The organism is Kribbella italica, from assembly GCF_014205135.1.
Taxonomy (GTDB): Bacteria; Actinomycetota; Actinomycetes; order Propionibacteriales; family Kribbellaceae; genus Kribbella; species Kribbella italica.
In genome coordinates this window covers 5,997,977-6,014,391 of the sequence record NZ_JACHMY010000001.1, presented here as the reverse complement: position 1 = coordinate 6,014,391, position 16,415 = coordinate 5,997,977, and the positions used below count along the sequence as shown (strand labels likewise).

The following is a 16,415-nucleotide window of genomic DNA, read 5'->3' as shown; positions in this document are numbered from 1 at the left end:
GCGGCCTGGTCAGGCGGCCTGTGGAAGCCGGTTAGTGAGTGGTGGGAGTTCAAGCGCCCCACGCACCGCCTCCACCACCCAATCCCTGCCGTACATCACGTCCTCCCAGCTGAATCGCAGCACGAGCCAACCGCGCAGGCTGAGGTTGACCTGCCGACGGCAGTCGCGGACGAAGGCCGTCCGGCCGCCGTGGTGCTCGAAGCCGTCCGCCTCGAGCCCGATCCGCCGTTGGCGGTGCCCAAGGTCCAGCCGAGCGCTGAACCCGGCGTCCCGGACCGGGACCTGGGGCTCGAACCCGTCGATGCCCTCCTCGATCAGGATGGCCCGAAGAGCCGACTCCAGCACGGACTCGGCTCGTCTGTCCGCCAGCCTGACGACCTGCTGAATCCGCCGCCGATTCGGTCCCACCAGCCGCGCGGACGCGTCCAGCAGTTCGTCGTGGTCGACCAGACCCAGGTGAAGCGCCGAGTCGGCGACCGTGAGTGCCTCGTTCATCGGCAGCGTCCGGGCGCAGTCGAGAACGGTCCGGATCGGGGTGGTCACGTCGTCGATGACGGGCACGTCGGCCCAGTGCACGACGCACGGAAGGCCGGCCCGTCGCCGTTGCCGGCCGATGGGCAGGGTCACATGAGGAAGCGACGGCGCCGCGAGGACTCCCAACCGCCAGTGCTGAGCCGCACTGAGATGCGAGACCGCGCCTCCCTGACTCCGTGCTGCGGTCAGCGCCGGCGGCGCCTCCGGGAGCGCGTAGACCCCTTTGGCGATCCGGCGGATCGTTCCGGCGGTGAGCGCGGCGCGGATCGCCCGTGCGGACACGACAGCCCGGAGGTCGGCGAACCCCGCACTGCCACCACGCCGCGCTAGAACCTCACCAACCTCAGCCACGGCAGCAGCTTGACCTATTCGCGCGGCCGACGGCTGCGGTCATCCACAGACGCGGACGTCCACCACTCAGTAAGCGGCATGAGAGGGGATCCGCTTGCCGAACCTGAGCGTGGGGACGGGATGCCAGCTGTAGTTAGTGAGTGGTGGACGTCCGCATGTGAAAGCGTTGGCCCATGAGCCGCGTGGTGATCGCCCAGAGCATTGCTGGTCAGCTGCCGTACTTCCCGAGCGCCATCAGGCTGGCGGACGGGCGGGTGCTGGTGGTGTGGCGGGAAGGGCTGGGGCATGTGCGGAGTGTGGGGCGGATCGTCGCCGCGGAGTCCTCGGACGACGGGCGGTCGTGGTCGGAGCCTCGGGTGGTGGTGGACAGGCTCTACGACGACCGGGACCCGATGGTGGTGCAGTTGGCCAACGGGGACATCCTGCTGAGCTGGTTCCAGATCGACTGGTCGGTGCGGCCGTACGTGTGTCCGGGGGTGCTCGTGGCTCGGTCCGTCGACGGCGGGGCTTCTTGGGGTGAGCCGGTCGCCGTCGGGTCGGCGATGGTGGATCACGAGACCGCCCAGGTGTGGCACGGGTTTCGGGCGGCGCACATCGTGGCGCACGGGCAGATCCTGGAGCTGCCGGACGGGGATCTGCTGGCTCCGGTGTACGGGGTGTTTCCGGGGGATCAGAACCACTCGGCGAGCGTCGTCCGGTCGACCGATGGTGGGCTGACCTGGCCGGCGGCGCAGGAGATTGTGCTGGGTCGGCGGGACGGGCGTGAGTACCTCGAGCCGGTGCTGACCTTGCTGCCAGGTGGTCAGGTCGTGGCGTTGCTGCGGACCGACGAAGAGGCCGAGCTGGTCCGGAGCGACGACAACGGGCTGACCTGGTCGGAGCCGGAGCTGTGCGGGTTGCATGCCTCGTCGGCTGACACGCTGACGCTGTCGGACGGCGCAGTGCTGCTGGCGTACGGCGATGTGTCGAAGCAGTTCAACCCGGGGCGGCCGACGGTGGCCACGATCATCGGTGAGCCGCTCGGACCGTGGGACCAGGACGCGCTGCGGGTGGTGATCGACGCCGGGCAGGACACGATGGACCAGGCCAATCCCGCGGTCGTCGAGCTTCCCGGCGACGAGCTGCTGGTGATCAGCTACGACATCTTCACCCGCGAGATCGTCGGCGAGCTCTTGCCGCGTACGGCGCTGCAGTGAACCGGCCGCTGCAGTAGACGGGGCGCTGCAGGTAGACAGGGCGGCGTCGCGGTAAATGCAGTGCGCCCGCGAGGCCGGGCCGTCACGCTTGGAGCATGTCCAGGTCAGCAGTGCACCAGCAGTCCGCCGGCGGCGTCCGCGGCCGGCTGCGCGCTGCCTACCGGACCAGGCAGGACCGCGGCGACCGCTGGGGCTCCGCCGACCTGACCGGCTGGTGGCGTGACGCGGAGCTGCTCCGCGACCTCGGCCCTGCCCTCGCCGGCCTGTACGACGAGTCGCCGACCGTCGTCGTCGGCCCGGTCTCGCGCGGCGCCATGATCGGCGCCCTCACCGCTGCCGCGCTCGGCGTCGGGTTCGTGGAGGCGCGCAAGGAGATCGCGCAGGCGACCGACAGCGACCGCTGGGTCTGCCGCACCACCGGACCGGACTACCGCGACCGCAACCTGGTGTTCGGGTTCCGCCGCGGCCTGCTCCGGTCCGGCGACCGGGTCCTGATGGTCGACGACTGGGCAGACACCGGCGCCACCGCCCGCACCGTCCGGCAGTTGGTCGAGGACTGCGGCGCCCACTTCATCGGCGCCGCCTGCATCGTCGACGGCCTGCTCGACCCCCGCCTCCGCCACGACCTCCCTGTCCGCGCCCTCCTCGACGTACGGACCCTCTAGGTCAGCTCCTTGGAGAGCATGGCGCTGGTGGTGCCGTCGGGGCGTTGGAGTTTGCCGACCTCGACGAAGCCGCGGGCGGCGTGCAGGGCCAGGGACGGGATGTCGGGCGGGTCGGACTGGACGCGGCAGACCAGGCGGTCGAAGGGCTTGGCGGCTCGTTCGACGGCCTTGTAGACGGAGGTGGCGATGCCCTGGCGGCGGTACGGCTCGGCGATCACCAAGCGGTCCAGGTAGAGGTAGCGGTCGGCGTAGGTGTCGGCGAACCACTGGAAGTCGAGGCCGTCGTACGCGGATCCGGGGGCGAAGGTGAGGACGAAGCCGGCGATGTCGCCGTCGACGTCGACGACGGCGGCGTGGGCGGCGATCAGGCGGAGCCAGTCCAGCCGGTCGGGACCGAGTTTGTCGAGGTGGGACTCGGCGGCGTTGAAGGCGAGCACGGTGGACTCGTCAGCGGTGGACAGTGGGCGGAGTTTCACCTGGTCAGCCTCCCACGGCAAGCGCTTGCAGCGGCAGGGGTCGGACCAGGGCCGAACAGGGGTGATCCCGGAAATCCGAGGGCCGGGGTTGGGAATGAGCCGGGCGTGGTGCAATGTTGAGCCAGGTGTACTCAAGTCTGCCGGATCGGATCCGGGGGCAACTTGAAATACCGATCCTGGATCGGCAACATTGAGTCTGCATCACTCAACTTCGTGGAGGTAACGCACATGGCCCGCGCGGTCGGTATCGATCTCGGTACGACGAACTCCGTCATCGCCGTACTGGAAGGTGGCGAGCCCACCGTCATCCCCAACGCCGAGGGAGCGCGTACGACGCCCTCGGTGGTCGCCTTCGCCAAGAACGGCGAGGTCCTGGTCGGCGAGGTGGCCAAGCGCCAGGCCACCACGAACGTCGACCGGACGATCCGTTCGGTCAAGCGCCACATGGGCGAAGACTGGAACGTCAGCATCGACGGCAAGAAGTTCACCCCCCAGCAGATCAGCGCGTTCGTGCTGCAGAAGCTGAAGCGGGACGCCGAGGCGTACCTCGGGGAGCAGGTCACCGACGCGGTCATCACCGTGCCGGCCTACTTCTCCGACGCGCAGCGCCAGGCGACCAAGGAGGCCGGCGAGATCGCCGGCCTGAACGTGCACCGGATCGTCAACGAGCCGACCGCGGCCGCGCTGGCGTACGGCCTGGACAAGGGCACCGAGCAGACCATCCTGGTCTTCGACCTCGGGGGCGGCACCTTCGACGTGTCGCTGCTGGAGATCGGCGACGGCGTCTTCGAGGTGAAGGCCACCTCCGGTGACAACCACCTCGGTGGTGACGACTGGGACATGCGGATCGTGCAGTGGCTGGTGACCCAGTTCAAGAACAAGAACGGCACCGACCTGTCCGGCGACAAGATGGCCATGCAGCGGCTGCAGGAGGCCGCGGAGAAGGCCAAGATCGAGCTCTCCAGCGCCGCCGAGACCTCCATTCACCTGCCGTACCTGAGCCTGACCGACTCCGGCCCGCTGCACCTGGAGGAGAAGCTCTCCCGCGCCGAGTTCCAGAAGCTCACCAACGACCTGCTCGAGCGCGCCCGCTCGCCGTTCAAGGCCGTCATCAAGGACGCCGGCATCGACGTGGCGAAGATCGACCACGTCATCCTCGTCGGTGGCTCGACCCGGATGCCCGCGGTCGCCGAGCTGGTCAAGGAGCTGACCGGCGGCAAGGACCCGAACAAGGGTGTGAACCCGGACGAGGTCGTCGCCGTCGGAGCCTCCCTGCAGGCCGGTGTGCTGAAGGGTGAGGTCAAGGACGTCCTGCTGCTCGACGTGACCCCGCTGAGCCTGGGCATCGAGACCAAGGGTGGCGTGTTCACCAAGATCATCGAGCGCAACACCACGATCCCGACCAAGGGCTCGGAGATCTTCACCACGGCCGAGGACAACCAGCCGTCGGTGATGATCCAGGTCTACCAGGGCGAGCGCGAGATGGCCCGCGACAACAAGTCGCTCGGCAACTTCGAGCTGACCGGCCTGCCGCCGGCGCCGCGCAACGTGCCGCAGATCGAGGTCACCTTCGACATCGACGCGAACGGCATCGTGCACGTCAACGCCAAGGACCTGGCCACCGGCAAGGAGCAGCGGATGACGGTGACCGGTGGCTCCGCGCTGCCGAAGACCGACATCGACCAGATGGTCCGCGACGCCGAGCAGTACGCCGAGGAGGACCGGCTGCGCCGCGAGGCCGTCGAGTCCCGCAACCAGGCGGAGGGTCTGGTCTACCAGACCGAGAAGTTCCTCGAAGAGAACGAGGACAAGATCCCCGACGACGTCAAGACCGAGGTCAAGGACGGCGTCGCGGAGCTGAAGAAGGCGCTCGAGGGTGACGACGCCGAGGTGATCAAGACCGCCTCGGAGAAGCTCGCCCAGTCCAGCCAGAAGATGGGTGCCGCGATGTACGCGAACGCCCAGGCGGCCGGTGGTTCCGAGGAGAACGCGTCGTCCGGCGACCGCCCGGCCGACACCGAGGACGACGGTGTCGTCGACGCCGAGATCGTGGACGAGGACCGTCCGCAGGACACCAAGGCCGACGACGCCAAGCCCGAGGACACCAAGTGACCGATCCGTCCGACCCTGGAAGCGAGTTCGGCGACGGCGACCCCGTCGTCCGGGACAAGCGCCGGATCGACCCGGAGACCGGCAACCTGCGGGAGCCCGGCGAGCCTGTCTCGCCGGCCCCCGCGGGTGGCGCCGCGCCCGGCCTGCCCGGTACGCCGGGCGCCCAGCCGCCGCGCGACCCGTCCGACCTGATCGGGCCGTCGGCCCAGGAGGCCCTGTTGACCGAGGCGCTGTCCGAGCGTACGGCGGACCTGCAGCGCCTGCAGGCCGAGTACGTGAACTACAAGCGCCGCGTCGACCGGGACCGCGAGGCCAACCGCGAGGTCGTCATCGGCTCGGTGCTGACCGAGCTGCTGCAGACCCTGGACGACGTCGGCCGGGCCCGCGAGGCGGGCGAGCTGGAGGGCGCGTTCAAGGCGGTCGCGGAGTCGCTCGAGCGGGTCACCGAGAAGCTCGGACTGGTGAAGTACGGCGAGGTGGGCGACCCCTTCGACCCGCGGATCCACGAAGCGCTGCTGCACAACTACTCCGACGAGGTCGACGGACCGACCGCGACGCTGGTCATGCAGCCGGGCTACCGGCTGGGCGAGCGGATCCTGCGGGCGGCCCGGGTGGCGGTGTCGGAACCGACCGAGCAGCTGCCGGCCGGCGCCGAGGACGGGGCTGAAGGCAACGATGACGACAACCAGGCCGCAGACAAGCCTGCGGAGTAACCGGCGGGAGGTGGGACGTCGATGAGTACCAAGGACTGGTTGGAGAAGGACTTCTACAAGGTGCTCGGCGTCTCCAAGACCGCCGAGGCCGACGAGATCAAGAAGTCGTACCGCAAGCTGGCGCGCAAGTACCACCCGGACTCCAACGCCGGGGACGCGTCGGCGGAGGCCAAGTTCAAGGAGGTCTCCGAGGCCTACGACGTGGTCGGCGACGCCAAGAAGCGCAAGGAGTACGACGAGGCCCGGCGGCTGTTCGGCAACGGTGGTTTCCGGATGCCGGGCAGCGGCGGGACGCAGGGTGGCGGCTTCGGCTTCGACGTCGGTGACCTGTTCAACCGCGGCGGAGCGAACGCCGGTACGGCGGGCAGCGGGCTCGGCGACATCCTGGGCGGCATGTTCGGTGGTGGTGGCCGTACGACGACCACCACGTCGACCGCGCGACCGCGCCGGGGTGCCGACATCGAGACCGAGGCGACGATCGAGTTCGGCGAGGCCGTCAACGGCGTCACCGTCGCGCTCCGGATGACCAGCGACGAACCGTGCAAGACCTGTCGCGGGACCGGCGCGAAGTACGGCACCGTGCCCAAGGTCTGCCTCAAGTGCGAAGGCACCGGCATGCAGACCTCGGTCCAGGGCGGCGTGTTCGCGATGACCGAGCCCTGCACCGAGTGCAAGGGCCGCGGTCTGGTCGTCGACCAGCCGTGCGAGACCTGCCACGGCTCCGGCCGCGGCCAGTCGAGCAAGACCATGCAGGTCCGCATCCCCGCGGGCGTGCAGGACGGGCAGCGGATCCGGCTCAAGGGCAAGGGCGCGGCCGGCGAACGAGGTGGCCCCGCGGGCGACCTCTACGTCACCGTGCACGTCACCCCGCACCGGATCTTCGGCCGCCAGGGTGAGCATCTGACTCTGGCGGTTCCGGTGAGCTTCACCGAGGCCGCGCTGGGCGCCGAGATCAAGGTCCCGACGCTCGACGGTCTGCCGGTGACGGTCCGGATCCCGGCCGGTACGGCGAACGGCAGCAAGTTGCGGGTCCGCGGCAAGGGTTCGGTGCGCCGCGACGGGACCAAGGGCGACCTGCTGCTGACGATGGAGGTGCAGGTGCCGCACGAGCTGACCGACGAGCAGCGCGAGAAGCTGCAGGAGTTCAGCACGGCGTCGGGCCAGCCTGATCTGCGGGCCGGGTTGTTCGGGAGCGCGTGATGGCCTCGGGAGCGAACCGCCCGTTCAGCCAGGTGCCGACCTGGGACGACCGCACCCCGATCTACGTGATCTCGGTGGCGGCCCAGCTGGCCGGCATGCACCCGCAGACCCTGCGGCAGTACGACCGTCTGGGGCTGGTGGTCCCGAGCCGCGCGAGCGGCCGGGGCCGCCGCTACTCGGCGTACGACGTGGCCCGGCTGCGGTACGTCCAGCACCTCTCGCAGGAGGAAGGCGTCAATCTCGCCGGAATCCGGCACATCCTCGACCTGCAGTCCGAGGTCGAGGGGTTGCGCCACCGGGTGAACCAGCTCCTCGCGGAGGTGCAGCGTGGGGTCGGTGTCTCCCGGCGCAGCACGGCCAGCCGGGTGTTCTCGGCCGGTCCGGCGGGCGACGTGATCGCGATGGGCCGGCAGCAGACCACCACGCGGTGGATCCGCACCGAGCCGTTGGAGATCGGCCCGCGCTAGCTGTTGACTGAAAGAAGCCCGGCGCGAGCGGTGTGCGCCGGGCTTCTTGCTGTTCTTGCGCGAGTTGTTCATGTTGCGGAGCTTGCGGGCGGACGGTTGCCGATTACCTTGGAGTGGTGACGGTGACTCTGGAGACTGAGCGGCTGTTGATCCGGGACTGGGTCGAGGAGGACGCGGACGCCGCGCTCGAGATCTACGGCGCGGCGGACGTCGCGCAGTGGCTGTCGCCGGCGATCGAGCGGGTGGCGGACGCGGCGACGATGAAGATGGTGCTGGGGGCATGGATCGAGGCCCAGCCCAACTTCGTGGTGCCGGCCGGGCGGTGGGCGATCGTGCGCAAGGACGACGGCGAGGTGATCGGCGGGATGCTGATCCGCCTGCTGCCGCCGTACGAGGAGGACCTGGAGATCGGGTGGCAGCTGAAGCCGGCCGTCTGGGGACAGGGCTTCGCGAGCGAGGCGAGCCGGACGCTGATGAAGTGGGCGTTCGACGACGCGGACACCGACGAGCTGTACGCGGTCGCGCGGCCGCACAACAAGCGCGCCATCGCGACCGCCAAGCGGCTCGGCATGGAGTGGGTCGGGGAGACCGACAAGTACTACGACCTCAACCTGCAGGTCTACCGGATCAGGGCGGCCGACTTCCTCTCCTCCTGAGCTCGTACGACGCTCTGGCTGATCAGGGCGGCGACACCGACCAGCACGTACGCCGATCCGACGACGTGCTCCAGCAGCGACCAGTCGCGCCCTTCGGCCGGCAGGAGGGCGTGCGGGCCGACCACGAACACCAGCGCCGTTGTCCACAGCAACCGGCGCTTGGTCAGCAGCACCAGCACCGCCGGCGCGATCCACACCCAGTGGTGCGACCAGCTGACCGGTGAGGCGAGCAGGCCCCACACGGCGACGACCAGCAGGGCCGTGACGTCGTCGCCCTCCGCTCTGCGCCGCCAGGCGGCCAGCCAGGTCAGTGCGCCGCTCGCAGCCACCAGGGCAAGCCAGACGACGGTCCGAGCGAGGCCTTCGTCCATGACCCGGGCCAGCACGGCCTGGAAGCACTGGTTGAAGGCGTACGTCGCTCCGCCGATCCGGTCCGGGTCGAAGAGCACGCCGAACCAGTAGGTCCGCGAGTCACCCGGCGCGAGGACCCAGGCGAGCAGGGTGAAGCCGGCGAAGCTCACCGCCGACACGGCCGCGGAGCGGTAGTCCCGTCGTACCAGGAAGAAGACGACGAAGACGGCCGGGGTCAGCTTGATCGCAGCAGCCAGACCGATCAGGAGACCGCGTGGCCACCGGGTGCGCGGCAGCAGGCAGTCCAGCGCGACCAGGCCCATCAGGATCAGGTTCACCTGGCCGAAGCCGATCGTGGAGCGCACGGGCTCCAGCACCATCGCCACCAGCACGCCGGACAACCCGATGACCACCGCACGCCGGTTCCAGCCGTGCAGCCGGGCGCTGACGACCAGCATGGTCGCGGCGAGGCCGGCCACGCCGGCTGCGTTCATCAGCAGCTCGGCGACGGTGAACGGGACGGCGTACAGGGAGGTGAACAGGATCGCGGCGAGCGGGGGATAGGTGAACGGCAACCGGATGCCGGGGATGAGGTCGGCGAACTGCTCGGAGTACAGGCTGACTCCGTGGAGCCAGGCGTAGCCGCCGGTCCGGTAGACCTTCAGGTCGAGCGAGCCGGCGTACAGGGCGTAGAGGACCGGCAACAGGGCGACCAGTCCGGCCAGGACGAGGACGCGGCGGTCACGCAGCACGACGGCGCATCCCGTAGAGAGCCAGGCCGATCGTCGCGGCCGCGCACAGGGCGTAGGAGTTCCCGGCGATCAACTGGAGGCCGTGGTGGGTGTACTCCTTGTCACCCAGGTACGGCGTACGCCACGGCAGGCCGACGGCTGTCGAGACGAGCCAGGCCAGGGCCAAGCCGCCCAGTACCCAACTCCGGGCTTGCAGCGCGCCGTGCACCAGTACGGCGATGATCGGCAGCGCCCAGACCCAGTGACCGGTCCAGGAGATCGGTGAGACCAGCACACCGACCAGTGAGGTCAGCAGCACGGACTCGAGCACCAGCCCTTGCTCGTAGGCCCTCCTGACGACGAAGAACCCCAGCGCGAGAGTGATCGCGACCGCCAGCAGCCAGTACGGCGCGATGCCGTCAATCCCGCCGTTGACCCGGGCGAAGACCCCGCGCCAGGCCTGGTTGCTGATGAAGTGCGTCGCGCCCGGCCGGCTCGGGTCGAAGATGTAGTGGCCCCAGAACTGCCGCGACGCGTCCGGCATCGCGATCGCGCCGGCCAGCATCGTGCCGATCGTCGCCGCGGCCGCCGTCCCTGCCTCGCGGTAGCGACGGGTGACGAGCAGGTAGACGATGAAGATGCCCGGCGTCAGCTTGATCCCGGTGACCACGCCGACCAGGACTCCGCGGAACCGGTAGGGCAGGTGGCCGAGCAGATCGACCAGGAGCAGGGCTGCGAGGATCAGGTTCACCTGGCCGAGGTCGAAGGTCGACCGGACCGGCTCCAGCGCCACACCGGCGGCTCCGACCGCCATACCGATCGCTGCAACGCGGTAGCGCGTCCACTGCGGTCGCAGTGCACGTAGCGTGACCACGCCGATGACCAGCAGGGCCGACGCGTTCACCAGCGACATCAGGACGCGGCCGCCCGACGTACCGAGTAGGGCGACCGGTGCGAAGACCAGTGCGGCGAACGGCGGGTAGGTGAAGCCGAGCGCCATGTCCTTCGGGTAGGCCAGGTGGGCGGTGTAGATGTCCTGGCCGTGCAGGAACGCCTGGGCCGAGACGACGTACACGCGCAGGTCGTACTGGAGCGAGCCTGGCGACCAGTTCCAGAGGCAGAGCCCCAGGAAGACGATGCCAGCGGCAACCAGCAGGAGGACTGGGCGACGGGTCCGGACGGCGGTGTCACCGGCCGGACGAACGGGGGGACTGATGGTCATGCTGTAGACCCTCGCGGCGAGGCCCCCTCCGCCACATCGCCGCCAAGAGCCAGCTCCGGTCGCCGATTGGAGTGATCCGCCACGCCGGGGGATCACTCCAAAGAGTGACGGCCTGGGACCCTGCGCGCCCGCAGAATGGCTGGGTGACCGTTGACGCCGTGCCTGCGCCCCCGCGCCGCCGAACGGTTCGCCCGCTGATGGTGGACGCCCTGATCGCGGCGCTTCTCACGGCTGCCGTCGACGGCTACTACCTGTGGGTCACCCCGCCCTGGAACTCCTTCTACCCGTCGTCATCGACAGTGGCCCAGCTGGTCATGCTCTCGCCGCTCGCGCTGGTCCTGCTCCGCCGCCGGCCCGAGGTGCCCGCCGTGGTGCTGACGGGAGCCTCGATCCTCGCTACACCCGTTGTCTCGCCGTTGCCGGTGCTGGGCTGTGCCGCACTCGCCATGTTCTTCCTGGGGCTCGGCCGTCCACGGCAGCAGGCAGCGTTGAGCGCGCTCGTCGTCCTGGCGATCCCGACCGGACGGCACCTGCTGGCGTTCCGGCCGTTCGACTACCTGAATGCCGAGGTGCCGCCGGTCTGGTCGTCGACGCTGCTCGTCCTCGCTGGGCTGGCTGTGAGCGTCGCAGCCGGTGGGTTCGTGCGCAGCCGAGGCTTGACGTCCGCTGCCTTGGGCAACGGGCTCCTCCGGTTGCTGGACGACCCCGTCTTCAGGACCTGGGCGGACGGTCTCTTGGCCGCCGGCCTGATGGTGCTGATGGTCCGCGAGCTGCAGAACGACCCGGCGGGTGGTGACTGGGCCGACGCCCAGCAGTGGGTGCTCCTGCTGACCGCCGCGGCGCCGGGCTCTCTGACACTGCGCCGCAGGATCCCCGAGATCCCGCTGGGCGTGCTGGCCGTCACCTGCCTGGTGGTCTACCCCCTTGCCCAGACGCAGTGGGTGCTGCTGATGGCCTTCGCGCTGGCGCTCTACTCGATCGCAGTCCACCGCACCTGGTGGAAGTCCGCGCTGTACGTCGGTACGACGCTGCTCGCGCTCCGCGTGATCAGCTGGCTGCTGCACGACGGTCCGCTGGCCCGGTTGGTCGTGGACGACCTGTACTCCGTCAGCGACCGCCGCATGACCGAGCTGCTGGTGCGGATCTGGCCGGTCTGGCTCTCCGTGGCGCTCGCACTGGCCTGGGCGATCGGACTGCTCACCCGGCTCGCCCTGCAGAACCGGCAGGCCGCCCAGCGCGAGGCGGCTCTGGTCCAGAAGACCCAGGAGCAGGAGCAGCTCCAGGCGCTGCTGGAGGGCCGCTCGCAGATCGCCCGGGACCTACACGACGTCGTGGCGCACCACGTGAACCTGATCGTCATCCAGGCCGAGACCGGCCCGGACCTGATGCAGCGGGACCAGGACGACGTCCTGCAGGGGTTCCAGCGGATCGGTGACGCCGGCCGGAAGGCGCTCGGCGAGCTGGACCGGATGCTGTCCGCCCTGCGCGACGCCAACGGCATCCCCGACCCGGCGCTGACGCCGCAGCCGGGCCTGGGCGACCTCCGGGCACTGGTCGACGGGCTGGCTGACCAGGACCTGCCGGTGACCTTCGAGCTGCGGGGACAGGCGGACGACGTACCGGTCGGCGTGCAGCTCACGGCGTACCGGCTGGTGCAGGAGGCGCTGACCAACGTGGTGAAGCACGCCGGCGCGCGGCGTGTCACCGTGGTCGTCGAGGTCACGACAGACAGCCTGACGACGCAGGTCACCGACGACGGACAGGGCTTCGACCCGGCGACCACCCCGGACGGCCGGCACGGCCTGACCGGCATGCGTGAGCGGGTCCGGGTTCACGAGGGCACGCTGCAGGTGGAGTCGCGGACTGGTCACGGCACGCAGATCAGCGCGTGGCTGCCGCTGGGGGAGAGCCGATGAGCCTCGTACGACGGGCCCGTGGCCTGTTCGCCGATGCGGGCGGTGACGTCGTGCTGGCCGTGTTGGCGGTCGGGCTGACCCAGGTGTGGTTCCTGGGGTCCACGGACGACTGGATCTACGCCCGGCTGGGCTTCCCGCTGTTCGTGGCAGCGGTGCCGGTGCTGGTCGCGCTGTGCAGGATCGAGCCGATGGTCGCCGTGGTGGGGCTGGCACTGGGTGCGTTCGGGTCCCTGCTGATCGGCAACGTCAACTGGGTCGTGGTGGCCGGCTGCTGCCTCGCACTGTGGTGGCTGCCGGCCCGCTGCGACCGGCGGACCGTCCTGGTGACCGTGGCGGCGGTGACGGCGCTGCCGTTCGGGCTCAACCTGATCCGCGTCGACCTGGCCACGATGGCCTTGCCGAGCGTCTACGAGGGCATCTACGACGAGAACGGCGTACTGACCGGTGAGATGAGTGGGATCGCCCAGGACCGCGCCGAGCGGATCTACGACCTGTCCTGGCCGTGGTGGTACTCGGTGCTCTTCCTGCTCGTCGGCGTCGCCTCCTGGCTGTGGTGGTCGCGGCACAGCGACCGGATCGAGGTGAAGGCCGAGTGGCAGCGGCGGCAGGAGCTGGGCGCGTTCCTGCGGCGCCCGGACCGGATCCTGGTGCTGGACGCCTTGCTGGCAACGGTCATGAGCTCGTTCGTCCTGCTGGACCTGGTCCGCGACGTGGTCAAGGACGGCAACTGGTGGACGGCGCCCGGCTGGATGCCGTACGCCGTCGCGTGCTCGGCCCTCACTCTCGTCGTACGACGGCGCTGGCCGGTGGTTCCGGTGGTCGTGCTCGCGGTCAGTGCCCTGCTGACGTACTGGCAGACCTGGAACAGCTGGTCCGTGCTGGGTGCTCTCGGCCTGGCCGTGTACTCGCTGGCAGCCGGGCGACTCAAGCCGCGGTGGATCCTGGTGACCGCAGTTGCCGTGCTCGGCGCACTGCCCCTGATCGCCCGGGTCGTCCGGTACCCACAGATGATCCTGATCTTCCCCGAGCTGGACAAGCAGCCGTTCAGCTTCGGAGTCCCCGAGGACGGCATCCTGCACAACACGGTCTACGACGCCCTGGTCGACCGGAAGTGGCCGGTGTCCCTGTCGCTGCTCCTCCTGCTGCCGCTGTCGCTGGGCTTCCTGGCCAGGCTGTACTGGCGCAACCGCGAGGCGTCGCAGCGGGAGGCCGCGCTGGAGCAGGCCGCAGCGGAGCAGGACGCGGCGAAGGTCGTGCTGACCGAGCGGTCGCACATCGCCAGGGACCTGCACGACGTGGTGGCGCACGCGGTGAACCTGATGGTGATCCAGGCCGAGACCGGTCCCGACCTGATCGCCCGCGGCGACCAGGACGTGCTGGCTGGCTTCCAGCGCATCGGTGACGCCGGACGGCGAGCGCTGGGAGAGCTGGACCGGATGCTGTCGGCGCTGCGCGATGCGGAAGGCGTACCAGACCCGGAGCTGACCCCGCAGCCCGGCCTGTCCGACCTACGGCGGTTGGTGAAGGACGTGGCGCACGACGGACTCGTCGTCGAGCTGGACGTGCAGGGGGAGACCGAGCTGGCGCCGACGGGACACCAGCTGGCGGCGTACCGGCTGGTGCAGGAGGCCTTGACCAATGTGGTGCGGCACGCGGAGGCGAGCAAGGTGGTGGTGATGCTGGAGGTCCAGGCCGACGAGCTGCGCGTGGAGGTCAGCGACAACGGGCACGGGTTCGACCCGGAGGTGGCGCGGACCGGCGGCCGGCACGGGCTGGCCGGCATGCGTGAACGGGTCCGGATCCACCACGGGACACTGACGATCGACTCGACGCCGGCGCGTGGGACTTCCGTGTCGGCCCGGATCCCTTTGACTGCTGAGGTTTCCCGGTGATCAAGGTGATGGTGGTCGACGACCAGGACCTGGTCCGGGACGGGATCTCGATGATCCTGGACGGGCAGCCGGACATCGAGGTGGCCGCGCAGGCCGTCGACGGCGCCGACGCGATCCGGCAGGCGGCCGCGCTGCTGGATCTGCGGGTGGTGCTGATGGACGTCCGGATGCCGGTGATGGACGGGATCGAGGCGACTCGCCGGCTGGTCCAGGGACCGAACCCGCCGAAGGTGCTGATCCTGACGACGTTCGATCTGGACGAGTACGTGTACGACGCGCTGCGCGCCGGGGCCAGCGGGTTCCTGCTCAAGCGGTCCTCGCGGGACGAGTTGATCAACGCGGTCCGGGTGATTGCCGACGGCGACGCGCTGCTGGCACCGCCGGTGACGCGGCGGCTGCTGGACCGCTTCGCCCGCGGCCGGCCGGACCCCGACGAGTCCGGCCGGCTGGACGAGCTGACCGCGCGCGAGCGTGAGGTGCTCCGACTGGTTGCCGAGGGCAACTCCAATGCGGAGATCGCGGCGGCGCTGCACCTGACCGAGCACACGGTCAAGACGCATGTCAGCCGGATGCTGACCAAGACCGGGTTGCGAGACCGGGTGCAGGCGGTGATCCTCGCCTACGACACCGGCCTCGTCGAGCCGCGGCCGTTGGATCAGCGGACCAGTCCGTAGGCCCGGGTCACCTCCTGCTCGAGCGCGTTGCCGTCGGCGTCGGTCCCGGTCAGCTTGAGGGACGGCGCCTGGCCGGCCTGGCTGTTCGGGTGGGTGACCGTCGTGGTCCAGCGGCCGTCGGCGGTCTTCTTCAGGGGCAGGTCGGTCCACCGGCTGCCGTCGTACGAGAGTGACAGCTTGGCCTTGGTGAACTTCGCGGTGCTCTGCGAACCGGTCTGGTGCCGCAGGCCGAAGGTGATGGTCGTCGGCCGGCCGGTGCGGACCTGGCTGGCCGCATCGGCCTGCGGTACGTCGAGGTCCGCCAGGACCAGCGGCATCACCTCGTCGGCGCCGCCCTTGCTCTTCCAGGTCCAAGTGGACTTCACCTGGGTGGAGTACTTCCAGTAGTCGTTCTCCCGGCGGGTGTCGAGCGTCGCCTTGTAGCTCGCGGCGTCGTCCGGCAGCTCCACCCAGATCCCCGTGTCCTCGGCGGTGCCGACCTGCTCACCGTTGCGCTCCAGGGTGAGCTGGGTGTCGCCGTTGCCGTACGGCGCGGCGTACTCCTGCTGGTGCTGGAACGGGCTCACCTGGAACTGCAGTCCGCCCTCGATGAACTGCGTGTACTGCACCCCTTCCGGCAGCCCGCTGAGAAGCACCGGCTGGAGCCAACGCTCGGTGGACTGGTGGCCCGGACGGTAGATCTTGGGAGCGCCGCGCGCCTCCATCGTGCCGCCGTCGGCGTTGTTGTAGTAGACGCCGCTGTCCCAGCTGAGGCCGTGATTGGCCTGGACGTAGGAGACCCGCTGGGACGGCGTCGCGAAGGTCGGCACCAGCCAGCTCCCGGACTGGTTGCCGCCCGGCGTCAGCGTGCCTCGGGCCTCTGACGTCTGCATGCCCTGGGTGTGGCTGCCGAACGTCTCGTCGACCTTGGCCAGCTGGTTCTGCTTGACGGTGTGGGTGCCCGCGGCCGGGACGTGGTTGGCCCACGGCTGCATGAGGTCGTAGACGTACGGCGTACTGGCCAGGCCGGTCACCTGGACCGTGGCGGGCTTGTTCTTGAGCAGCGCTTGGGCGTTGGCTCGTGAGGTGCGCATGGCCGGGATGGTCGCGTCCTGGTCGCCGTACGCCCAGTAGCTGTAGAGGCCGTTCATGCCCGGGACGTCCGGGTTGTAGAGCAGTACGGCGGCCGCACCGGCGTCCTCGGCGGCCCGGGTGACCTGACCGTTCCAGCGTGGGTCGGAGTCGCTGAGCTTGATCAGGGCGAGCTTGCCCTTCACGCC

15 protein-coding genes are annotated in these 16,415 nt (G+C 69.8%); 10 read left to right on the top strand and 5 right to left on the bottom strand.

Annotation, left to right across the window (positions count from 1 at the left end; all coding sequences use genetic code 11):
* Window positions 1-9: 9 nt before the first annotated feature.
* On the bottom strand, window positions 10-885 hold the full coding sequence (locus tag HDA39_RS43865; RefSeq protein ID WP_184800111.1) for a DUF559 domain-containing protein: 876 nt from the start codon (window positions 883-885) through the stop codon (window positions 10-12).
* A gap of 173 nt (window positions 886-1,058) precedes the next feature.
* Between HDA39_RS43865 and HDA39_RS27970 the strand changes: the two genes are divergently transcribed.
* Entirely contained in the window at window positions 1,059-2,081 is a 1,023-nt protein-coding gene (locus HDA39_RS27970) for a sialidase family protein (protein WP_184800109.1), read from the top strand.
* Between the two features lie 95 nt (window positions 2,082-2,176).
* Window positions 2,177-2,746 carry a phosphoribosyltransferase family protein gene (locus HDA39_RS27965; protein WP_184800107.1) on the top strand — a complete coding sequence of 190 codons (570 nt, stop codon included), beginning with the start codon at window positions 2,177-2,179 and terminating at the stop codon, window positions 2,744-2,746.
* Here the strand turns inward: HDA39_RS27965 and HDA39_RS27960 are convergent.
* On the bottom strand, window positions 2,743-3,222 hold the full coding sequence (locus tag HDA39_RS27960; protein ID WP_184800105.1) for a GNAT family N-acetyltransferase: 480 nt from the start codon (window positions 3,220-3,222) through the stop codon (window positions 2,743-2,745). The two genes, HDA39_RS27965 and HDA39_RS27960, sit on opposite strands and share 4 nt — an antisense overlap.
* 228 nt (window positions 3,223-3,450) lie before the next feature.
* Between HDA39_RS27960 and dnaK the strand changes: the two genes are divergently transcribed.
* The 5 genes from dnaK to HDA39_RS27935 all read left to right on the top strand — a co-directional run bounded on the left by dnaK (window position 3,451) and on the right by HDA39_RS27935 (window position 8,370).
* Entirely contained in the window at window positions 3,451-5,334 is a 1,884-nt protein-coding gene (gene dnaK / locus HDA39_RS27955) for a molecular chaperone DnaK (protein WP_184806610.1), read from the top strand.
* Window positions 5,331-6,047, top strand: a complete 717-nt coding sequence (gene grpE / locus HDA39_RS27950) for a nucleotide exchange factor GrpE (RefSeq protein ID WP_184800104.1) — start codon at window positions 5,331-5,333, stop codon at window positions 6,045-6,047. Before dnaK ends, grpE begins: the two co-directional genes overlap by 4 nt.
* A gap of 21 nt (window positions 6,048-6,068) precedes the next feature.
* Window positions 6,069-7,247, top strand: coding sequence for a molecular chaperone DnaJ (gene dnaJ / locus HDA39_RS27945; RefSeq protein ID WP_184800103.1), 1,179 nt, complete (start codon window positions 6,069-6,071; stop codon window positions 7,245-7,247).
* Window positions 7,247-7,714: a heat shock protein transcriptional repressor HspR gene (locus HDA39_RS27940; protein WP_184800101.1), complete on the top strand. Its 468-nt coding sequence runs from the start codon at window positions 7,247-7,249 to the stop codon at window positions 7,712-7,714. Before dnaJ ends, HDA39_RS27940 begins: the two co-directional genes overlap by 1 nt.
* Before the next feature lie 116 nt (window positions 7,715-7,830).
* Window positions 7,831-8,370 (top strand): GNAT family N-acetyltransferase, encoded by a 540-nt coding sequence (locus HDA39_RS27935; RefSeq protein WP_337925921.1) that lies wholly within the window; start codon window positions 7,831-7,833, stop codon window positions 8,368-8,370.
* Here HDA39_RS27935 and HDA39_RS27930 read toward each other — a convergent pair.
* A complete protein-coding gene (locus HDA39_RS27930) occupies window positions 8,334-9,473 on the bottom strand; it encodes a glycosyltransferase 87 family protein (protein ID WP_184800099.1) in 1,140 nt (379 codons plus the stop codon). The two genes, HDA39_RS27935 and HDA39_RS27930, sit on opposite strands and share 37 nt — an antisense overlap.
* Window positions 9,463-10,674 (bottom strand): glycosyltransferase 87 family protein, encoded by a 1,212-nt coding sequence (locus HDA39_RS27925; RefSeq protein ID WP_184800097.1) that lies wholly within the window; start codon window positions 10,672-10,674, stop codon window positions 9,463-9,465. Before HDA39_RS27925 ends, HDA39_RS27930 begins: the two co-directional genes overlap by 11 nt.
* A gap of 143 nt (window positions 10,675-10,817) precedes the next feature.
* On the opposite strand from HDA39_RS27925, the gene HDA39_RS43860 reads away from it, so the two are divergent.
* Genes HDA39_RS43860 through HDA39_RS27910 form a run of 3 tightly spaced genes read left to right on the top strand, consistent with a single transcriptional unit; the run spans window position 10,818 to window position 15,156 of the window.
* Window positions 10,818-12,590, top strand: coding sequence for an ATP-binding protein (locus tag HDA39_RS43860; RefSeq protein WP_184800095.1), 1,773 nt, complete (start codon window positions 10,818-10,820; stop codon window positions 12,588-12,590).
* Complete coding sequence (locus HDA39_RS27915) at window positions 12,587-14,482, top strand: sensor histidine kinase (protein ID WP_184800093.1); 1,896 nt, start codon at window positions 12,587-12,589, stop codon at window positions 14,480-14,482. Before HDA39_RS43860 ends, HDA39_RS27915 begins: the two co-directional genes overlap by 4 nt.
* Window positions 14,479-15,156, top strand: a complete 678-nt coding sequence (locus HDA39_RS27910; RefSeq protein WP_337925920.1) for a response regulator transcription factor — start codon at window positions 14,479-14,481, stop codon at window positions 15,154-15,156. The genes HDA39_RS27915 and HDA39_RS27910 overlap by 4 nt, the downstream gene beginning before the upstream one ends.
* Here the strand turns inward: HDA39_RS27910 and HDA39_RS42585 are convergent.
* Window positions 15,138-16,412, bottom strand: coding sequence for a PA domain-containing protein (locus HDA39_RS42585; RefSeq protein ID WP_337925919.1), 1,275 nt, complete (start codon window positions 16,410-16,412; stop codon window positions 15,138-15,140). The genes HDA39_RS27910 and HDA39_RS42585 overlap by 19 nt on opposite strands.
* Between the last annotated feature and the right edge of the window lie 3 nt (window positions 16,413-16,415).